This window comes from uncultured Cohaesibacter sp., assembly GCF_963556055.3.
Classification (GTDB): domain Bacteria; phylum Pseudomonadota; class Alphaproteobacteria; order Rhizobiales; family Cohaesibacteraceae; genus Cohaesibacter.
Genome location: NZ_CAUVYE020000012.1, coordinates 248412 through 268372, shown reverse-complemented (window position 1 = coordinate 268372; position 19961 = coordinate 248412). Strand labels below are relative to the sequence as shown.

Annotated in this window: 22 protein-coding genes; 14 read left to right on the top strand and 8 right to left on the bottom strand. The window is 53.0% G+C overall.

Annotated elements, in window-relative coordinates; all coding sequences use genetic code 11:
- Positions 1–10: 10 nt before the first annotated feature.
- A complete protein-coding gene (locus tag ACHZB8_RS07630) occupies positions 11–664 on the top strand; it encodes a GntR family transcriptional regulator (protein WP_316859660.1) in 654 nt (217 codons plus the stop codon).
- 33 nt (positions 665–697) lie between these two features.
- Here the strand turns inward: ACHZB8_RS07630 and gph are convergent, their stop codons facing one another.
- Positions 698–1369 carry a phosphoglycolate phosphatase gene (gph, locus tag ACHZB8_RS07625; RefSeq protein ID WP_316859659.1) on the bottom strand — a complete coding sequence of 224 codons (672 nt, stop codon included), beginning with the start codon at positions 1367–1369 and terminating at the stop codon, positions 698–700.
- A 308-nt stretch (positions 1370–1677) separates the two neighbouring features.
- On the opposite strand from gph, the gene rpiA reads away from it, so the two are divergent.
- The 6 genes from rpiA to ACHZB8_RS07595 all read left to right on the top strand — a co-directional run bounded on the left by rpiA (position 1678) and on the right by ACHZB8_RS07595 (position 7284).
- A complete protein-coding gene (gene rpiA / locus ACHZB8_RS07620) occupies positions 1678–2376 on the top strand; it encodes a ribose-5-phosphate isomerase RpiA (RefSeq protein ID WP_316859658.1) in 699 nt (232 codons plus the stop codon).
- A 51-nt stretch (positions 2377–2427) separates the two neighbouring features.
- Complete coding sequence (locus ACHZB8_RS07615) at positions 2428–2952, top strand: DUF2059 domain-containing protein (RefSeq protein ID WP_316859657.1); 525 nt, start codon at positions 2428–2430, stop codon at positions 2950–2952.
- Between the two features lie 316 nt (positions 2953–3268).
- On the top strand, positions 3269–4648 hold the full coding sequence (gene gor / locus ACHZB8_RS07610; RefSeq protein WP_316859656.1) for a glutathione-disulfide reductase: 1380 nt from the start codon (positions 3269–3271) through the stop codon (positions 4646–4648).
- Between the two features lie 92 nt (positions 4649–4740).
- Complete coding sequence (locus ACHZB8_RS07605; protein ID WP_316859655.1) at positions 4741–5391, top strand: gamma-glutamylcyclotransferase family protein; 651 nt, start codon at positions 4741–4743, stop codon at positions 5389–5391.
- A 224-nt stretch (positions 5392–5615) separates the two neighbouring features.
- Complete coding sequence (locus tag ACHZB8_RS07600) at positions 5616–6317, top strand: phosphatidylserine decarboxylase (RefSeq protein WP_316859654.1); 702 nt, start codon at positions 5616–5618, stop codon at positions 6315–6317.
- Between the two features lie 52 nt (positions 6318–6369).
- Positions 6370–7284 (top strand): phosphatidylcholine/phosphatidylserine synthase, encoded by a 915-nt coding sequence (locus ACHZB8_RS07595; RefSeq protein WP_316859653.1) that lies wholly within the window; start codon positions 6370–6372, stop codon positions 7282–7284.
- A gap of 178 nt (positions 7285–7462) precedes the next feature.
- On the opposite strand, the gene ACHZB8_RS07590 is transcribed toward ACHZB8_RS07595, so the two are convergent.
- From ACHZB8_RS07590 to ACHZB8_RS07575, 4 genes are all read right to left on the bottom strand, one after another.
- Positions 7463–8152, bottom strand: a complete 690-nt coding sequence (locus ACHZB8_RS07590) for a PadR family transcriptional regulator (RefSeq protein ID WP_316859652.1) — start codon at positions 8150–8152, stop codon at positions 7463–7465.
- Positions 8153–8290: 138 nt separating this feature from the next.
- Entirely contained in the window at positions 8291–11509 is a 3219-nt protein-coding gene (locus tag ACHZB8_RS07585; RefSeq protein WP_316859651.1) for an efflux RND transporter permease subunit, read from the bottom strand.
- Positions 11509–12636, bottom strand: a complete 1128-nt coding sequence (locus tag ACHZB8_RS07580) for an efflux RND transporter periplasmic adaptor subunit (protein ID WP_316859650.1) — start codon at positions 12634–12636, stop codon at positions 11509–11511. Before ACHZB8_RS07580 ends, ACHZB8_RS07585 begins: the two co-directional genes overlap by 1 nt.
- Positions 12637–12749: 113 nt before the next feature.
- Positions 12750–13352 (bottom strand): PadR family transcriptional regulator, encoded by a 603-nt coding sequence (locus ACHZB8_RS07575; protein WP_316859649.1) that lies wholly within the window; start codon positions 13350–13352, stop codon positions 12750–12752.
- A 353-nt stretch (positions 13353–13705) separates the two neighbouring features.
- Between ACHZB8_RS07575 and ACHZB8_RS07570 the strand changes: the two genes are divergently transcribed.
- Positions 13706–13999 (top strand): hypothetical protein, encoded by a 294-nt coding sequence (locus tag ACHZB8_RS07570; protein WP_316859648.1) that lies wholly within the window; start codon positions 13706–13708, stop codon positions 13997–13999.
- Positions 14000–14011: 12 nt separating this feature from the next.
- Here the strand turns inward: ACHZB8_RS07570 and ACHZB8_RS07565 are convergent, their stop codons facing one another.
- Entirely contained in the window at positions 14012–14569 is a 558-nt protein-coding gene (locus ACHZB8_RS07565; RefSeq protein ID WP_316859647.1) for an N-acetyltransferase family protein, read from the bottom strand.
- A gap of 375 nt (positions 14570–14944) precedes the next feature.
- Between ACHZB8_RS07565 and ACHZB8_RS07560 the strand changes: the two genes are divergently transcribed.
- Positions 14945–15325 (top strand): hypothetical protein, encoded by a 381-nt coding sequence (locus ACHZB8_RS07560; RefSeq protein WP_316859646.1) that lies wholly within the window; start codon positions 14945–14947, stop codon positions 15323–15325.
- A 156-nt stretch (positions 15326–15481) separates the two neighbouring features.
- Here ACHZB8_RS07560 and ACHZB8_RS07555 read toward each other — a convergent pair whose 3' ends face one another.
- Both ACHZB8_RS07555 and ACHZB8_RS07550 read right to left on the bottom strand, forming a co-directional pair.
- Positions 15482–16051 (bottom strand): hypothetical protein, encoded by a 570-nt coding sequence (locus ACHZB8_RS07555; protein ID WP_316859645.1) that lies wholly within the window; start codon positions 16049–16051, stop codon positions 15482–15484.
- 146 nt (positions 16052–16197) lie between these two features.
- Positions 16198–16956 carry a cation transporter gene (locus tag ACHZB8_RS07550; RefSeq protein ID WP_394706139.1) on the bottom strand — a complete coding sequence of 253 codons (759 nt, stop codon included), beginning with the start codon at positions 16954–16956 and terminating at the stop codon, positions 16198–16200.
- A gap of 81 nt (positions 16957–17037) precedes the next feature.
- On the opposite strand from ACHZB8_RS07550, the gene ACHZB8_RS07545 reads away from it, so the two are divergent.
- The 5 genes from ACHZB8_RS07545 (at position 17038) to ACHZB8_RS07525 (ending at position 19940) form a co-directional block, all read left to right on the top strand.
- Positions 17038–17448 carry a helix-turn-helix domain-containing protein gene (locus tag ACHZB8_RS07545; RefSeq protein WP_316859644.1) on the top strand — a complete coding sequence of 137 codons (411 nt, stop codon included), beginning with the start codon at positions 17038–17040 and terminating at the stop codon, positions 17446–17448.
- An 83-nt stretch (positions 17449–17531) separates the two neighbouring features.
- Positions 17532–17984, top strand: a complete 453-nt coding sequence (locus ACHZB8_RS07540) for a YtoQ family protein (RefSeq protein ID WP_316859643.1) — start codon at positions 17532–17534, stop codon at positions 17982–17984.
- Between the two features lie 100 nt (positions 17985–18084).
- Positions 18085–18864 (top strand): AzlC family ABC transporter permease, encoded by a 780-nt coding sequence (locus tag ACHZB8_RS07535; RefSeq protein WP_316859642.1) that lies wholly within the window; start codon positions 18085–18087, stop codon positions 18862–18864.
- A 3-nt stretch (positions 18865–18867) separates the two neighbouring features.
- Entirely contained in the window at positions 18868–19164 is a 297-nt protein-coding gene (locus tag ACHZB8_RS07530; RefSeq protein WP_316859641.1) for an AzlD family protein, read from the top strand.
- Positions 19165–19205: 41 nt separating this feature from the next.
- On the top strand, positions 19206–19940 hold the full coding sequence (locus ACHZB8_RS07525) for a gamma-glutamyl-gamma-aminobutyrate hydrolase family protein (RefSeq protein WP_316859640.1): 735 nt from the start codon (positions 19206–19208) through the stop codon (positions 19938–19940).
- Positions 19941–19961: the final 21 nt, after the last annotated feature.

Below are 19961 nucleotides of genomic sequence, written 5' to 3'. Positions count from 1 at the left end.
GATTGAAAAAATGGCACAGATTGTCCGCCGAACCACCACAAATATCGTAGCAGACGAGTTGCGAAGACGGATTCTGAACGGCCAGATCCAGGAGGGCGAACAGGTTCGCCAGGAAGCCGTCGCAAGTGAACTGGGCGTCAGCCGCATTCCGGTTCGCGAAGCTCTGAGGCTTCTTGAGGCAGAAGGCCTTATAACGCTCATTTCTCACAAAGGGGCAGAGGTCACACGGCTCGAGCCCTCGGAAATCGAAGAGCTTTTCGAAATCCGGACGATGATGGAAGTCTGGGTTTTTCGTCACGCAATCGGCAAGATTTCGCCAGAGGAGTTTGCTGAGGCAGAAGAGTATCTCAAGACCATGCGGGATGAGGCACCTGTAAGCGACTGGGGACCGCTCAACTGGCTGTTTCATGAAGCGCTATACAGGGCAGCGGGGAAGACAACCAGCATAAGATTGCTCAAGCGCGTTCATGACAATATCGACCGCTATGTCAGACTTCAGATAACCCTGTCTCACCATACTCAGGAAATCGCCCACGAGCAGCATCAGGCAATTCTTGATACTGCACGGGAGGAGGACACCGATCGCGCTTGCGCCTTGCTTGAAAGCCATATCAATCAGGTCAAGGCGCAACTTCTCGAGACCATCAAGGCCCGCAAGCTGTGAGCTGCGGCACCGGTGATGTGCACTGTCGTACCGCTACAGGCGGTTTAGCGCTTCGGGAATGTCGGAGAAATCATCGAGCACCAGATTGGCACCCAATTCATGGGCAGGCGTTGCCGTATAGCCATAGGTCATGGCAATGACCGGAATGCCCGCCGCCTTGGCAGAATCGACATCGGCCTGACTGTCTCCAATCATTACGGATTTTTCGGCAATGCCGCCGGTGCGCTCAATGGCAGCAAAGATGTGGTCAGGGTGCGGTTTGTGATTGGGCACTGTGTTCGGCCCGCAGATCGTTTCGAAATAGGAGGCTATTCCGATCTTCTCGAGCAATTCCTCTGACAGATGCTGTGTCTTGTTGGTGCAGACCCCCAGTTTGAAGCCCTGATCCTTGAAGTGTTTGAGGACCGTCTCGACCCCCGGAAAAAGCACGCTATATTTGTAGATATTGGCGCTGTAATGGGCAAGGAACTGCCCATGTGCTTCATCAAGAGCTTCATCGGCGATCTCGACACCATAGCTCGCGAAACTGCGCTGTATGGAAATGCGTGCTCCCAGGCCCACCAGATTTTTCACCTGCTGAACCGTGACGGAGGCAAGGCCGTTGCGCTCAAGAACATGATTGAGCGCCTCGGTCAAATCCGGGGCGGTATCGACCAGAGTTCCATCCAGATCGAACAGGATGCAGGTGAATGAATGATCAGTCATCAGGAAACTCGTTTCGTTGAATGGGAGGATTTGCAGATCCGATTGAAAAGGCTACCGGACCTGCATTATGCGATGATGCGGGACAGAACAAGTCCTAATGGTGATATCGAGAGCAATAAGTCCGGCGTAAAACAATTTCGCCGCATGGCCGGCAAACTTCCCAACAACCCTTGGCCTTGCGGGTTTTGCATGATATGAGCGATGCAACCAGGATGCTGGCTGCTGAAAAGCGGCCTTCTTTGCGCCAATTCGATGCCGGGCCAATCGGTGTTCCTCGGTATGGAAGTGCATAAAGCAAGAGAGTTGAGATGAGTGAAGAGCTGAAAAGACAGGCGGCTGCCGCTGCCCTTGAATATGTGGAAGATGGCATGAAGCTGGGTATTGGTACCGGCTCGACTGCCCGCCACTTCATTGAGCTTCTGGGCGAGAAGGTAGCTGGCGGCATGAAGGTCATCGGTGTACCAACGTCCGAGCAGACAGCAGAGCTTTGCCGCAAGGTCGGGGTGCCCCTGACAACACTTGAGGAAACACCGGAACTCGATTTGACGGTTGACGGCGCAGATGAAATCGATCCGCAAATGCGCCTGATCAAAGGCGGGGGCGGGGCGCTGTTGCGTGAAAAGATCGTCGCATCTGCCTCCAGTGACATGATCGTCATCGCCGACAAGTCAAAGCTGGTTCAGACTCTGGGCGCATTCCCGTTGCCAATCGAAGTGATGCCCTTCGGCCTTGGCTCAACCATGATTGCGCTTGAAAAAACCTGCCGCGCGTATGGCCTGTCCGGGACTTTGTCACAAAGAAAGAATGCGGACGGCACAAATTTTTTGACAGATGGCCAACATTATATCATTGATGCCACATTTGGCCGTATTTCAGATGTAAACGGCCTTGATGTGGCATTGCGGGCGATCCCCGGTGTCGTCGAGACCGGACTATTCATCGGCATTGCTTCCAAAGCTGTCGTGGCCGGCAGCGACGGGATTGAAGTGCATTCGCCCAGTGCTTAGGACATAAGCAGATTTTGATAAGTCATTCGAAAATCGTAAAAGGACTTAAACATGAAGAGAACTGCCCTTGCTTCCATTCTTGGCGCTTCCATGATTTGCGCGAGTGTGGTCATGCCAGCTCTTGCCCAGGATGCCAAACAGACAACCCCTGAGGTGGACACTCATCTGGAGGCTGCCGTTGCAGTCGTCAAACAGACAAATACCGTGCCGGGCTATGCGGCGCTTTACAAGAACATTGTCTTGAACTCCAAAAAATGGCTGATCCGCGAAAATCCAAGTGCCGAAAAGGATATCATCGCAACGGTGGACGAGATCGCCAAGAAATACGAGAATGAAGAAGACCAGTTGCTCAGTTCTGTCGCGGTCGCCTGGACCCGTTATCTCAAGGAAGACGAACTGAATGAAGTTCTCGCATTCTTCAAGACACCTGTTGGCCAGAAATTCGCCAACTATCAGCCTCGCATCATCGGCGAATCCTTGCGTGGTGTTCAGGAATTCTCTGCCGTTTTCACAAATGTCATTGTGACTGAGGCAAAAGAGGAACTGAATAAAAAAGGCTACAAATTCTCCAAATAATCCCATGCAGGGATTGTCTTGCGAGACATGGCACAAAGGCGCTGTCCCGTTGGGATTGGCGCCTTTTTCATGAGGCTGCCAAAGGCACTTGTGCAATTGACACGGGGCGCGGATCCTTCCTATTTTCTCATTCCCGCAACAATATTACGCCTCTGTCACTTTCTTTTTTTCAGATCCTGATTATGTTGAACCAATATAGAATGTTTAAAGATCCGACAGGATCCCGTTTGGCCCCTCGCCAAGACTGCCTACCGGAGCGTCTTGCCGAGCATGGATCGCAAAATGGATATAGACAGAAGGCAGAAGAGGCACGGAAATGAGTGACTATGATTATGATTTATTTGTGATTGGTGCGGGATCCGGGGGCGTAAGGGCAGCGCGGATGGCCGCGACATATGGTGCCAAGGTCGCCATTGCCGAGGAATACCGCGTCGGCGGAACCTGCGTTATTCGCGGTTGCGTACCCAAGAAGCTGATGGTCTATGCGTCCAAATTCGCCCATGATTTCGAAGATGCGGCAGGGTTCGGCTGGAAGGTCGGAGAGAGTGTTTTCGACTGGGCGACCCTGATCTACAGAAAAGACGCCGAAATCGATCGCCTCAACGGCCTCTACATCAAGAATCTCGAACGACACAATGTCGAAATCATCCCCTCACGTGCCGAGATCGAAGCGCCCCATCGTATTTGGCTGTCAGGTGAAGAAAGACACGTGACGGCAAAATATATTCTGATCGCAACCGGTGGTCGGCCAAACCTGCCGGTTGATTTGCCCGGTGCCGAACATCTGATTACCTCCAATGAGGTGTTTCACCTCGAGAAGCAGCCTGATCGGGTGGTGATCGTTGGCGGGGGCTATATTGCGCTTGAATTTGCCTGTATTTTCAACGGGCTGGGAACAGAGACAACTGTCCTCTATAGAGGCGAGGAAATCCTGCGCGGTTTTGATGACGACATTCGCAGCACGCTGCATGAGGAAATGGAAAAACGGGGCATCCGGATCTTGACGAAAGACAATCTGGCCTCTCTTGAAAAAAATGAGGATGGCCTGACCGTCAAGACAATCGAAGGCCGGACCATCCGCGCCGATCAGGTGCTCGCAGCAATTGGGCGCTCGCCATACACCCGTGGGCTCGGCCTCAACAAGGTTGGCGTCGAATTGGGGCAGCGAGGAGAAATCAAAGTTGACGACTATAACAAGACAAACATCGATCACATATTTGCGGTCGGAGATGTGACGGATCGTGTCAACCTTACTCCTGTTGCCATTCGGGAAGGGGCGGCACTGGCCGAGACGCTGTTCAACAACAATCCGTCCATCACCGAATATGACAACATCGCCACCGCGGTATTCACTCAGCCCGAAATCGGAACCATCGGCATGACAGAAGCCGAAGCGACTTCCGCTTTCGACAATCTGGACATCTATCTTGCCAAATTCAGGCCGATGAAAAACACCCTGGCGGGCAATGACGAGAAAACGCTGATGAAAATCATCGTCGATGCCGATAGTGGCAAGGTTGTGGGATGTCACATTCTGGGGCCTGATTCCGGCGAGATGTCACAGTTGTTGGGTATCGCCATGAAAATGGGGGCAACCAAGGCGGACTTCGACAGAACCGTTGCTGTGCACCCGACAGCAGCCGAAGAGTTGGTGACCATGAAGGAACCAAGCAGAACCATTCGCAAAAACGCCTGAGCTGAGGCTTGCAAATATCTGAAATGTGATGAAAAATGTTATCGGCCCGAACGCGAGGCCGATGACAGCCCCACCGACAAGAAAGAAAATCCGTGACATTTGAGAGGATCAAGACCGCTCCCGAGCAATGGGTGGCATATTTCGGCTATGGATCACTGGTGAATGACCGGACCCGGAATGCAGACAGTTTTGGAATTCCCGGCCGCCTCAAAGGCTATGCACGACATTGGTCCATCTGGGAGGCGAGCCCCGAGCGGCGCGCCTTTGGTCTTCAAGGGGCTGCGGCCCTTTCAGTCTCGCCCGAGTCGAATGCCTATTGCGATGGATTGTTGGTGTTTGATCTCAAGGAGCATCTGCCGCAGGTTGACCTCAGAGAAGCAAAATATGAGCGGGTCAAGCTGGATCTTGCCGATTTTGCGACAGACCATGAAAATCCGGTAGCTATCGAGAGCTATATCTATGTGGGAAAACCGGCACTGACGGATGAGGCCAACCCCAAATTCCCGATTCTGCAATCCTATATCGACGCGGTAATGCAAGGATTTCTCGAGAAGTTTGGCGTCGAAGGGCTTCAGAGATTTGTTGCCGAGACGGACGGTTGGCACACGCCAATCCTCCAGGACAGGCAACGGCCGCTATATCCCAGAAGCGTAGAACTGACGCTTGAAGAGGAAGCGCTTGTCGACCGCTATGTCAATCAGAGCCACGCTCCCATGGTGTCCATGGAAAGCATCGTCCGCTAGGCACTTTGTCAAACGAGGGGAGCGATCCGGGGGGCTTTTTGTGCCCTTTGCGGTTGTAAAAAGTCCAAAAGGCAGAGTGCCTCTTGGCCTTTGGCAAAACATCCGGTAAAAGCAGGAACACTCATGTTCGCTCCCAAGAAAGACATCAGTTTTGGACGAACAGGAAAGATGTCGGCTTTTCGCTCTTGTCCGCGCTTTGTTGCGCCCCACAAAGGTTTCGAAACATGACCATTATCGACTCTATCAAGAAGAGTGTGGTTCCCATTCATCCTGAAGGGCACCCTTTCATTGCGATTTTTGCGATTGCGACGGTCATCTTGGGCTGGTTCGTTTCAGCCCTTTTTTGGATAGGATTGTTTCTTACGCTTTGGTGCTGCTATTTCTTCAGGGATCCATCGCGCATAACGCCTCTCAGAAAAGGTCTGGTGGTGTCTCCAGCGGACGGGATCGTCTCAAGCGTCGGGCTTGCCGTGCCGCCGAAGGAACTTGATCTCTCCGATGCTCCGATGATGCGCGTTTCCGTTTTCATGAGTGTTTTCAATGTGCATGTTAACCGTGCTCCGATACAGGGCCGGGTAAGAAAAGTCGCCTATAAACCCGGCAAATTCCTCAATGCCGAGTTGGATAAGGCCAGCGAGGACAACGAGCGCAACAGCCTGATCATCGATACCGACTATGGTGCCATCGGCGTGACGCAGATTGCAGGGCTCATTGCCAGACGAATTGTTTGCTGGACCGAAGAGGGCGAGGATCTGCCCGTCGGATCGCGCTTTGGTCTCATCCGGTTTGGCAGCCGCGTCGATGTCTATCTTCCCACCCATGTCATTCCATTTGTGGTGGAAGGGCAAACGATGATCGCCGGCGAGACCATTCTTGCCAGGATGGAAGGTGCGCAGGAAGAACGAAGCGCACACCGGGAACAGTAATCAATGTGGGGCAGTCGCGAAGCGATCTCGAATTTTAAGGCGTTCTACAAAAATGCAAGATGATGAACAGGACCTTGGCAATCAGGACCATGGCATAACGAACCCGTTTCAGTCTTTCGACCCCGAAGACAACAGTTCCAAAGGGCGTTTCAAGGCCGTTCCCTTTCGCCTGATCGCTCCCAATCTTGTCACGCTGGTTGCCTTATGCGCCGGTTTGACCGGCATACGCATGGCAGTTGAAGGGCGCTTCGAACTGGCGCTCGTATCCATCGCCGCAGCGGCCTTCCTCGATGGTGTCGACGGTCGCATAGCCCGGCTGCTCAAGGGCACGTCACGCTTTGGTGCCGAACTGGACTCGCTGACCGACTTCGTCAATTTCGGTGTCGCCCCTGCGCTGATCCTGCATGTCTGGATACTGCACGCATTCGACACCATCGGCTGGATCGGATCCTTGCTGTTTGCCATCGCGATGGTTCTGAGGCTTGCCCGTTTCAATGTGGCGCTTGACGACAAGCATCAACCGGCTTGGAAAAAGGATTTCTTTGTCGGCATTCCCGCTCCCGCCGGAGCGTTGGTTGTGCTGGCACCGATTTATCTGGAGCTTTCCGGCCTGCCACATACCGATCTTGCCGCTCCGCTCGTGCTGGCCTATACGCTCTTGATCGCTATGCTGGTGGTATCAACAGTTCCGACCTTTTCCGGCAAAACGGTTGGTCTCAAGATCCCACGCGCCCATGTGGTGCCTCTCATCACCTTCGTTGTTGCGCTGGTCGCGGTTCTGTTTTCCTATCCGTGGATCACTCTGACGGTGTTGGCGATCATATATCTCGCCTCCATTCCCTTTGCCCGTCGGGCGTGGCACCGGCATAATGGTGCAGATGAAGAAATGACGGAAGAAAGCGAAAATGCTGCCGAGTTGGAACCCGGGGTGAAGCGCGAAAACGAGGTCGGCCCTGAAGGCGTTTGACGCAAAATCGCGCAAGGAGCTGCAAGCAGCTCAAGAAAATGAAAACGGGTATTGACGCGCATGGGAATGCCATCAATACCCGTTTTGTCATTGGAGCAGGGCGCTTATGGGCGTCCTTTTCTTTAAGTGATATTCAAGATCCTGAACGTCCTGTCGGACGGAATGGAACACTTGGAGGTCAAAGCTCGTCAGCGAGTTCGAGAAACTGTTTCACGATTGATGACGACTTGGCCGGATCCTGCTTGATTTTCTCGGCAGCAGTTTCGCGCAAGTTGAGCAGGGCTGCTTCAACGCTGCGCGGAAGCTCCGGTTCAGACTGGTCTCTGCCATGCCTGCGGTCTTCGCGAGAAGATCTTTCGGCAATGGCTTCAAGATGCTCGATGATGCGGTTGGCATCGTCCCGGTTTTCATCAAGATATATCTTGCCTTCGTCGGTAATGGCATATTTCTTTTTGTTGCCATCACTCTGGACTTCGGTGTAATTGGCTTCTTCAAGATAGGTCAATGTCGGATAGATAACGCCGGGACTCGGGGCATAGGCACCATCGGTCATCGCTTCGATTTCCTTGATGATGTCATAGCCATGCCGGGGTTCCTGTTCTATGAGAGCGAGCGACAAGAGACGGATATCGCCTTGTGCAAGCATGCGACCGCGCCGTCTTCCTTCGCCGCCACCATCAGAACCCCGACCAAATCGGCCACCTCTGAAAGGAGGGCGGAAGGGGGCTCCGCCAGAGGCGAGCCATTCGGCTATATGTTCGCGTTTGCGTTCCTGACGCCCCTTGCGGTCTTCATGACGGCGGTGGTGATGATGTCTGCCGCGTCCTTGCGACGGATCTCTATCCTGTTCATGGTCATTGTAATGCATGACTGTTCCTTTTCGATATAACTAAGTTATGTCTTAAATAGATGGTCCAGACTGAAATTTCAAGATATATCTAAAATATATTTACAAAAAAGCCCGCCTTGTTTCCAAGGCAGGCTCGATTGGTCTGTTATATCACCGCTATTCAGCAGCATGAACGACTGGTTTGCCCTTTCTGCGAATGAAAAGTCTCCGGATGCCATTGATGATCGGCTTGATCGTCACCGTTGGCATGGCCAGTAGAACGGGGATGAGGATCAGGGTCAGAATGGTCGAGAAGCCAAGGCCCGCAATAACGGCGGTCGAGAGCTGTATCCACCATCCGGCGGTGATCGATCCAACCGCGATGACGCGATTGAAGAAATCGAGATTGATCCCTGTCGCCATCGGAATGAGACCCGCAATCGTTGTTACGGTCGTCAGAAGGATGGGACGGATCCTCTGAGCCGCCGTCTTTACGACGGATTCGACCACCTCGACACCCTCGGACCGGAACCGGTTATAGGTGTCGATCAGAACGATCGCGTTGTTCACCACGATCCCCGCCAGAGCCATAACGCCCGTGCCGGTCATGATGATCGAGAAGGTCTGACCCGTCACGACAATGCCCAGGATCACCCCGAAGATCGAGAAGACAACGGTCATCAGCGTCAGGAACGTCTGATAGAAACTGTTGAACTGCGTAATCAGGATCATCGCCATGATGAACAGAGCAGCAATTGCTGCCTTGCCAAGGAACTCGCCAGACTCTTTCTGATCTTCATCCGCTCCGCGGAATTTGAAGGTCACGCCTTTCGGCCATTCCTGAGCCTTGACCCAACTGTCGATCTCACGCACCTTGGAGTCAACCGTTGTGCCATCGCTCTGGTCGACCGTCGCCTTGACGGCCATGACGAAAAAGCCATCCTTGCGCCGGATCGAAGAGACTTCCTGCTTGGCCTCGACATGAACAAAGTTGCTGATCGGAACAAGGCCGTTGCTTGTCAGGATCTTCAGATCGTCCAGATGGTCGAGATTGCGCTGATCTTCCGGCAGGCGCACACGGATGTCGACTTCATCGTCGGAATCGTCGGGGCGATAATTGCCAATAACGATACCATTGGTGATCAGCTGGATCATCGAGCCGACTTGCGAGATGGACGCATTGTAACGCCCGGCCTGTTCGCGGTCGACCTTCAACTCCCATTCGATGCCGGGCAGGGGACGCCCGTCTTCAATATCAACCAGATTTGAGACTGTATCGACATGCTTGCGCACGATACCGGTAATCTGTTTGACCTGATCGTAGTTGTTGGAAGTGATTTCCAGGTTGATGTCCTTGCCGGTTGGAGGTCCCTCTTCGGTCTTTGCGACCGAGACGAAAATGCCGGGGAATTTTTCTGTCCGGTTTCGGATTTCGGCGAAAATTTCTTCAGCCGGTCTGCGACAGCAGAAATCCGTCAGTTCAAGGGCGATCGACCCGATGGCATCGGAAGGTTTGTTACTGTCCGACCCCAACCCCTGACCTCCGGAACTGGTGCCCGATGGGTTTGAGACCGCGACAACATCCTTGACGCCCTTCACCGAAAGGACCTCATGTTCGACCTGCGCAACGATACCCCGGCTTTCCTGTGCCGACATGTTGCCCCTTGCAGATACATAGATATTGGCATAGCGCGGCTCTTCATTGACAAACAGTTCTGCCTTGAACTCTCTGCCCATGAAGAACGGACTGACAATGGCGAACATGACTGCGGCAACACCAACAAGCGCCAGAATATTGCCCAGCGGATGGCGCACAATCAAATGCAGAAAGCGTGCATAAAGACCTGTGAAGCCGGTGACTTCCTTTGGATCGAATTTGTGTCCACCCGACAGATGCACCGCATTGTCAATTTCGTCCTGTGTCGCAGTCTTCTTGCCGATCATGCCGCCGATGACCGGCAGGAACACCATTGCCGTCAGAAGCGCCGAGCTTAATACGATGATCACGGTGATCGGCAGGTAGCTCATGAATTCGCCAATGATGCCGGGCCATAGAAGCATGGGCAGAAAAGCGGCGAGCGTCGTCCCTGTTGAGGAGGCAATAGGCCAGAACATCAACTTGGCCGCCCGTATATAGGCTTCCTGACGCGACATGCCTTCTGCCACCTTGCGGTCGGCATATTCAACAATCACGATGCCGCCATCAACCAGCATCCCCACCGTAAGCACGAGGCCATACATCACCATGGTGTTGAGTGTCATGCCCAGCGCCGAGAGAATGAGGAACCCCGTCATGAAAGATGTGGGAATGGCAATCCCGATCATCATGGCCGAACGGAAACCGAGGGAGGCAAGCACCAGCATCATCACAAGCGCAATGGCGGTCATGATCGAGGACTCGAGCGATCCGAGCGTGTCGTTCACAGGCTCTGCCTGATCAAGCAGGAAGCTGACATGAATGGCCGGGTTCCAGTCTGCCGTGACGGATTTCACAACCTCGCGAACCGCATCATTGTTTTCGATGATGTTGGTGCCGAGTCGTTTTGAGATCTCGACAGTAATCGCGGTGTTGCCGTTGACACGGGTGATCGTGGTCGGATCCTTGAACGTCCGCTTGATGGTCGCGATGTCGCCAAGCGTGACCACCCCTTCGCCATTTTGCTTGATGGGAATGGAATAGACATCCTCAGCCGTTTCGATCAGGCCGGGAACCTTGAGGTTGAAACGGCCTTTGCCATTGTCGAGAAAACCGGCAGGAACGAGCTGGTTGTTGAGCGTAACGGCGGAAACCAGTTCCGACTGCGTGACATTGAAGGACTCAAGGCGCAACTGATCGATTTCAACCACCAGGACTTCTTCCCGGTTGCCCGACAGATTGGCCTCAAGAACGGAAGAAATGCCTTCGATCTCGTCCTTGAGCTGGCGGGCATGCTGATAAAGCGTGCGTTCGGGAACATCGCCGGACAGCGTGACATAGATTGTCGGCTGCTGAGACATGTTCATCTCGTAAATGGTCGGCTCGTCGGCATCTTCTGGCATTTCCGCCTTTGCCTGATCGACCTTGTCCCTGACGTCTGCCAGCGCCGCTTCCTTGTTGAAATCGACATCAAATTCAAGCAGAACACCGGCATAGCCAGATGAGGCGTTGCCTGTCATTTCCTTGAGCCCGTCAAGGCTTTGCAACTTGTTCTCTAGAGGCTTGACCAAAAGTCGGGAAGCGTCTTCAGGTGAAATGCCCTGTTGAGTGATCGAGACATAGAAGATCGGGATATCGATATCCGGACTGGCCTCTTTCGGCACACTGATATAACTCATGATGCCGCCCAGAAGCAGGACGCACATCATGGTCATGACGATCCTTCGTGACCGCAGGAGCGGTTCGAGCAGGCTTTGCATCAGTTTTGTCCCCCGCTGCCGGTTTGTGCAAGTTTGCCATCGATCGTCTCAACAGCAACGACAGGCTGACCCGTCTTGATATATTCCTGACCGATGGTGACAACGTTGGCAGTATCGGGCAATCCTGTGACCCAGACGCCTTTGCCATCGTTGGCGATGATTGTAACGGGCGTGAACTGGGCCTTGTCATCGACCACGCGCATGACACCGATCAGGCCTTCATCGGAGAGTGTCAGATAGGCCGGGCTCATCAAGTGCGCCATGATCGTGGGCAATTCAAGGTCGGCCAGCGCCGTCACACCATCGCGCAAGGAACGATCGGGATTCGGAATCTGCACCTCGACAAGGAATGTCCGGGTTTCGGTGTCGGATACTGAACTCACGAACCGCACCTTTCCCGATATCTTCTCGCCCGTAACAAGCGAAACGGCTGCTCTCGATCCGACTTCGACCTTGGCGACATCACGCTCGGATACCTGGCCGATGATCAGCATCGGGTCCGGATCCATCAGCACGGCACAAGCGCTGCCGCTGCTCAATTGATCACCGACTTCAGCAGGATCGCTATAAACCAGTCCATCGATTGGTGCTTCGATCTTGATCCGCTCCAGTTCAAGTCTGGCTTCCTTGAGCGCAGCAACGGAGGCATCTTTGGAGGCTCGCAGCGAGGCAAGCTGTGTCTCTGAAGCAAAGCCTTTCTTGGCGAGGGTCTCCTTGGCGTTGAGATCAAACTCGGCCTGTTTCAAGGCGGCTTCCGCCTTGGCCACGTTGGCTGCACGCGATCCGACATCGAGTTCGCAAAGCAGATCCCCCTTGTGGACCCATTGACCCTTTTCGACATGTCTGGCGCGCACGATTGCCGATGTTTCAGCTCTCACCGTCACTTTGGTATCTGCCTGTGTCCGTCCGCGTATGGTCAGGCTGGACTGACGAGGGCGTGCAGTAAAGCTTTCGACCGCGACTCGGAAAGCGGCCCCTTGTTGTGATTTGTCTCTCAAGGCAGGAGGAGGGGTCGTGCCCTCGGTTTCCTGTCCACTGAATACGGTTGTTCCTGTCGACATCCAACCCACGATGCCGGCGGTAACCAGTAAGGCAAGGCCATACGATCCCTTGATGCGCAAACCCATGACTAAACCCTTTCACTCCCACTCACTCAGCCAAGTGGTGGTCCCCAAATTGCGTAACCCGCAGCGCATGTCTTTCAGGAGGAGCTGCGCCGAAGAACAAAAAATAATAATGACTATTGTAGCTCGCTGGATTTGTTGAAACCGACGTGGCCCTTGCGGGCTATCTCAATCAAATCCCCACCATGCTCATTCAGATAGTCAATGCTTGCCTGAACACAATAGAGGCCATAATTCTGCGCCCATTGAGCGGCTTGTCTGTCGAGGTCGGTCATCTCTTGTGACCACTCACCATCGCACGTATCCTCATCTGAGTCACCACATGAAGAAATTTGGTCAAGTTCCTGTTTGCTAAACTCTATTTGCCTATGAATGGCACTTGAGATCACATCAGGCCCAACAAGTCGGGAAAAGATTGCTATAAGTAGGAACTCGGACCTGAAAATATCTTGTCTGTGCGGCAAAAAAAGTTCGCTGGCAAAGGCGGCTCGACCATCATCCGTGATCGAATAGATCTTGCGGGCGGGCTTTCCTTCCAGTGCCTCATGTCGACAGGTCACAAGACCTTCCTCTTCAAGCTTGTTGAGCGCTGGGTAAATTGACCCGTAGGACGCCTCAATGAAAAAGCTGAAAATGCCTTCCGTCGATATTTTCCGAATGTCATAGCCGGTTCTGTCAGAGCAAAACAAAACAGCCAGACAAATGCTGCGAACATTCATGTCGATTCTGGTCCAAATTTCTGATTTTGGAAAACTTGCCAAACGCGCGAGACAAACAGGTCTGTCCCGACTTGCTTACACCGAAAGTATATATTCTTGTTTGATATATTTGTCCAGAAAATATATCAAACAAGAATATGCTTGGTTGATATCTTGTAAAAAGTATCAAGATTCAACCGTTTGCAGATCTGGAAGAATGCTTATACTTTTAAGCAATTGAAACCAGTCGACTGAATGCGGATAAGAGGAAACGGCTGCTTTGATGAAATGTCATCGTCCGAATCTTGCGATTGACAGAAGATGATCACAAAGTCACGGCCACCTTGACCCTCTTTTGAAATGGAACGCTTGCCATGCCGATATCCGATCTCGTTCCTCCCTCCAGACGTCAGGAAAAGGGGATCAAAGGGGTGTTTGGGAATCCCCTGATCAGATTGCTCGCGATCAATTGGCTGATCGGGTTTGCGACAACCATTCTGATTTTTTTCGGCCTGCTTGCCACCAACGCTGCGGGCCTGAAGGATTTGATTTTCAACAGCGAGAACCCGCTGATCCCGATGGCCCTGCTGTTTTTCGGGCTGTTGATCACGATTTGCAGCGTGGCGATGGGGGCGGCGGTCATGAGCCTGCCCAAAGATGACAAATGATCTGGTCTTTCGTCAATCAAGGCCTGTCAGTTGGCTCCGCCTCTCGTAAAGGGTCACATTGCGCCATTGTCCCTTGAAGGGTCCACACGGCATCTTGCCAATCTTTTCCCTCATGCCGACATAGCGAAAGCCGAATTTCTCATGCAGGTGAATACTGGTCTTGTTTTCCGGGAAAATGCGAGCTTCAAGGGTCCAGATCCCGGCCTTCTCAGACGTCTGAACAAGATCTTGCATCAGCTTTGTGCCGATGCCCATGCCGTTCATCTCCTGATCGACATAAAGGGAAAGCTCGGCAATGCCGCGATACACTTGGCGCTGGGAATAGGGGCTGAGAACAGCCCAACCGACAAGCTTTCCTCCGGCTACAGCACCAATGCGGCATGGTTTCAAGTGGGCCTTGTCCCAGTCTTCCCATGAAGGGACCTGATCTGCGAAGGTGGAGTTCCCGGTTCTTATGCCTTGTGCGTAAATTCTCATGATGTCCGAGCTGTCAGCATCGGTGAGTGCGCGGCACGAAATGTCGATCTTGCCCGGAATTGGGGTGCCGGCAGAATTGATGTCTTGTGTCATGGAATGGACCTGAAACGGAATTGCCGAGAGGATCTGAAGTAGATTTCAATTGCCATACAATGTCAATTCAATGTGACTGCGTGCCCCCAATATGGTGACAGGATCTGTTGCGGTCTGATCATCGGAAGGGTTGATTAACCAACACTCCCGCCAGATCAGTCAATATGAACAACATTGAAACGAATAGGAAAGATTTGGCCTCGCCTCTTTACCGAATAAAAACCCTGAAAGCGAAAACGCGGCGATAAATGCCGCAAACTCCACTCCGTTTAGGCTTGAAACAGCCTTTCTTGCAATCATCACACCTGTTCAACCTGCGAACCTTTCAGAGAGCGGGGATCAAGTACGCCAAACAAAAAAAAGCGACTGGGGGCAATGATGATTGAAAAAGAGTTTGAGCGGGTACAGGTCTGGTTTGACAAGGAAGATGTGACCGCACGGGTTATTGCTGCAAAGGCCTTTTTCAAAAAGAGCGTCTCAAAAGCGTCCATGGTCATTGCAATGCGCTGGTCGAACAATCGGAAAGCGCGTAAGGCTCTGGTAAGGCGCATGGCACACCATATGAGACGTGTGGCGCTTCAGCTTTGTCTCTATGTCATCATTCTTGCAGGTGCGCTGTCCGTCACATCAATGGGAACTGACATCATGTTCCAGATGGTTTCGCGAAAGATGACAGCGATGGGCAACGACGTCATCAGGCTCAATATGCCGGAGGCAATCAGAACCGCGAGCCTTCGCCCCACTCTTTCTGAATAGCACCATCACGATTGTGTCTGTCTGAACGGACGAAAGGCGCCAGATACCAGGCACCAAGGGCCAGATGACCAGGGCCAGGTGATCAGTGGACGCCTTGCATGACAAAGCCGGGCTCAATTGCCTGAACCCGGCTATGAATGGCTTTTGATGTCAGCTTCATTCGACGATGTCGAAAGGCAGGGAAAAGTTTGTTGTCTTTTCCGAATTCTTGTCTTTGAGAAGGAAGTTCGAAACATAGCTTCCCGGTTTCAGGCCAGAAAGATTGATTGTGAGCTTCAGGTGAACTTCTCTGTTGTGGCCAGCAAGCGGAACGCCAAGCTCAACGAAATCTTCCTTTTCGAACAGAGTGCTTCCCGCCGGGCCGGTCAGTGAGTAATCGACCCCCCAACTTGCGACATTCTTGCCGTCATCCATTTTGCCGTAACCAAAGGCCACAGGTTCGACATAGATCATATGGGCTTCATCGGGTTTGAAGACGGCCGGTCTTTCTTTGTAGTCGCCATACCCATTGATCTCGCTGACAAAGGTGGCCTGGCGTACAAACATCGGGGAGCGGGTCCAGATGTCGTCTACGATGGCATCCAGCTCAGCAAAGGCGGTTTTGGCCTGGCCTGACGTCAGAAGTGTTTCTGCCTTCAACATGCGATCTGCGAATTCACCCGCATGGCCCTGAAGAGGGAAAATTGAAACAGCCAATAAAAGTACGAGCGATTTCAAAAAACGCATCGATCCGATCCTTCCAGCTCCGAGAGTCTGTTCTTGTTATGAAGAGTGTCTAGCACGATCTTCTATAGACTTGCCTGCCACAAATCTATCTGAGGATATACAGTTTTTCGGAATTTAGGCAAATATTTCCCGCAAAAATCGGCGCATTATGGATTGATCTGACAAAACTCCCGCCGCGATTGCATGATGATGAGCTGAGCCGAACGCAAAAACAGCCCTGCCATGACCAGTGCAACGATAATGTCGGGCCAGGCCGAGCCGCCATAGTGGACGATAACGCTCGCGCCCATGACCGCAATATTGCCAATCGCATCATTGCGCGAGCAAAGCCAGACCGAGCGGACATTGGCGTCGCCATCGCGGTAGCGTGCCAGGAGCAGAACAGACGCCAGATTGGTCGTCAGCGCGAGAAGCCCGACGAGCCCCATCACCTCTGCGCGCGGTACATCCAGATACAGGATTTGATAGAGTGTCGTGCCGAAAATCCAGAGCCCCATGGCGAGCAGGCTGAAGCCCTTGACGAGCGCTGCGGTGGTGCGAATCCTGAGACTCATTCCGATGACGGCAAGGCTCATGCCATACGTCACGAAGTCGCCGAGGAAATCCAGAGCATCCGCCTGTAGCGCCTGTGATCCTGCAAGTCGACCGGCAAGCATTTCAACCACGAACATGGCGCCATTGATCAGAATGACAAACAGAAGCACGCGGCGATAGCGCTGCTCCATACCGTCAAATACGGGATTGCCTGAGCAACCGCACGTCACAGTCGAGGGGTCAGAACCGTGGCTATGACCATGACCGTGATGGTCGTGCCCATGACAATGTGTATGTGTGGTCGTGGCGTTTGAGGAGGAACAGCATCCTTCTGAATGGGTGGGGTCGTTGGGGAGAGGTTTATCAAGCATTCTTTTCTCGATATGGGCTGGAAAATTGAGGACGCTTGGAACTATAATTGCTCTAGTGACTATAGCTTCAAGGAAAAAATCATGCTGTCGATCGGAGATCTTTCAAAATCGAGTGGCGTCAAGGTGCCGACCATCCGCTATTATGAACAGATCGGTCTGATAGAGCCCGCCGTCAGGAGCGAGGGCAATCAGAGACGCTATGAGCCGGACGGCCTCAAGCGACTGGCCTTCATCAAGCATGCCCGCGATCTCGGTTTTTCCCTTGATGACATCCGCTCTCTGCTGTCATTGAAAGAGCAAACGGAGAAGCCGTGCAAGGTTGCCGATGAAATCCTGTCGCGTCATCTGGATGATGTGCGGTTTCGAATCGCAAAGCTTAAGCGCCTCGAAATGGAACTTGAGCGCATGTCATCATGTGATGGCACAACGGTGGCCCATTGTGCCGTGATCGAAAGTCTTGCCGATCACAGCCACTGCCTGAACGAGCATTGATAGGGCAGGAGAAGAGAGCCGACTGCAAACGCCACTTGGCTCATTGGTGCAACAACCTGCAAAGCAGATAGGGACTGAGTTTTATGAATTGGAATATTTATCTTTCTGGCGAAATCCATACGGATTGGCGCGAACAGATCGAGCAAGGCGCCAGGGCCGCAAATCTGCCGGTCACTTTTTTTGCCCCCGTCACCGACCATGAGGCATCCGACGATTGTGGTGTGACCATTCTGGGAGGCGAAGAAAATAAATTCTGGCATGACCACAAGGGCGCACAGCTTAACGCCATTCGCACCCGAACCCTGATGGAAAAAGCCGACATCGTCGTGGTGCGATTCGGTGAAAAATACAAACAGTGGAATGCTGCCTTTGATGCCGGTTTTGCAGCAGCCCTTGGCAAACCAATGATCGTCATGCATGGCGATGCACATCAGCACGCCCTTAAGGAAGTGGACGCTGCTGCCCTGGCTGTAACGCAGACACCGGAGCAGGTGGTCGCCATCCTGCGCTATGTGATAGAAGCCAAACTCGCCTGATACGCGAGCCCAACCCTGACACTGTCAGATCATTTCGTATTATGGGTCCTTGAAAACAATTGATAGGACGAATGAAAGACTTTACCCTATAGATAGGCTCATGGCTGGAAAAAGATTACCCGATGACAGTATGACCCCGCGCCTCCTTTTCCTGGAAGGAATGAGGAGAGGGCTTCCCGTTATTCTTACTGCGGGCCCGTTTGGTGCGCTTTTCGGTGCCCTGTCGATCGATGCGGGGATGAATGTCACCGAGACGGTTCTGATGAGCGCGACGATCTTCGCCGGTGCCAGTCAGTTGGTCGGCCTGAATCTGTTCGGACAGCATATCCCGGCATGGATCATTGTGCTCTCGATCTTTGCGGTCAATTTCAGACACATTCTTTACTCTGCGTCCGTAGGCAGACATATCAGGCATTGGTCCTGGCTGAGGCAGGCAATCGGCTTCTTTTTTCTGGTCGATCCTTCATATGCCGAGACGGAACGCCGCGTGGAGCAGGGCGAGGACATACAGTTTTCATGGTATATGGGCCTATCCTTCATTGTTTATGTTGGTTGGGTCGGGTTGACCTGGCTTGGTGCCATACTGGGTAACTTTCTCGAAGACTCCCACATCTGGGGCATAGATTTCATGCTGCCTATCTATTTCATGGGTCTGTTAATGGGCTTCAGGAGAAGATCCTTCTGGCTGCCGGTGGTTGTTGTAAGCGCGGCAACCTCGATTCTTGCCAGCGAGACCATTGGTTCCCCCTGGCATGTTTCCATAGGCGCCGCGGCAGGCATCTTGCTTGCGGTTCTGTTCTCGCCTTCGGGCAAAGACAAGGAGCCGGAAGACTTCGAGAGCGCAGAAGGCCAGCGCAAGCCGCAAACAGGAGGGGGATGAAACATGTCCACGGCATTGATCGTCATCCTTGGCGGCGCGATTGTGACCTATCTCACCCGTATTGGCGGGCATCTGGTTCTTACCCGGTTCGAGCGCGTTCATCCCCGTGTTCAGGCAGGACTGGACGCAGTTCCTGCTGCGGTGTTGACAACTCTGGTTGCTCCTGCCGTGTTGGAGGGCGGACCCAACGAATGGGCTGCCTTTGTCATCGCTGTTCTTGCAGGACTGCGTGTTTCCATTATATGGATGGTAGTGATCGGAACCTTGTCCCTTATCGTCCTTCGGCAGCTAACTGGTTAGCCTCGCCACAAACCCCATATTTGACGGATAACATGTGCCCCATGAAGATTGGCATCTTGGTCGCAGGCCCCTTGCCTGATGAATTGATAAAGCAGTTTGGCACCTTCGACGACATGTTCAAGGCGCTCCTTGCCAAACAGGACCCGAAGCTGGATTTTGCAAGCTATCAGGTTTTCGAACAGCAATTCCCCGAGAATGAATATGAGTGTGACGGCTGGATTGTGACCGGCTCGCTTCACAGTGCCTATGAACAACTCGACTGGATGCTTCGCCTGGAAGAGCTTATCCGCAAGGCGATAGAGAATGATCGTCCGATCATCGGCATATGTTTCGGTCATCAGATCATGGCAACAGCCATGGGTGGACGCGTGGAAAAGGCACCCTCCGGCAAATGGGGCGCTGCCGTACACAACTATGCACTTGTGATCGATCCAAAAGAACGGCCCGAATGGATGGATGGCACTGCGGATCATTTCTCCTTGCAGGCCAGCCATCAGGATCAGGTCACCCGGCTGCCCGATGGGGCCTGTCTGCTCGGCGGCAATGACTTCTGCCCCAATGGCTTCATCGCTTACGGCACGTCCGGCATGTCGATGCAATTGCACCCCGAACTATCGAGCGGCATCATCACCACCATGCTGCACAAAAGGCGCGGCGAGCAGATGAGCGAAGAAGATGCCGACTTTGCGATCAGCCATGCCAACGATCCGGTTGATGCGGATATGGTTGGGCAATGGATGGTCAACTTTTTCCGCCAGGGCGCCAATGCGTCATAGGGCGAAAAGCATCAGGCCTTA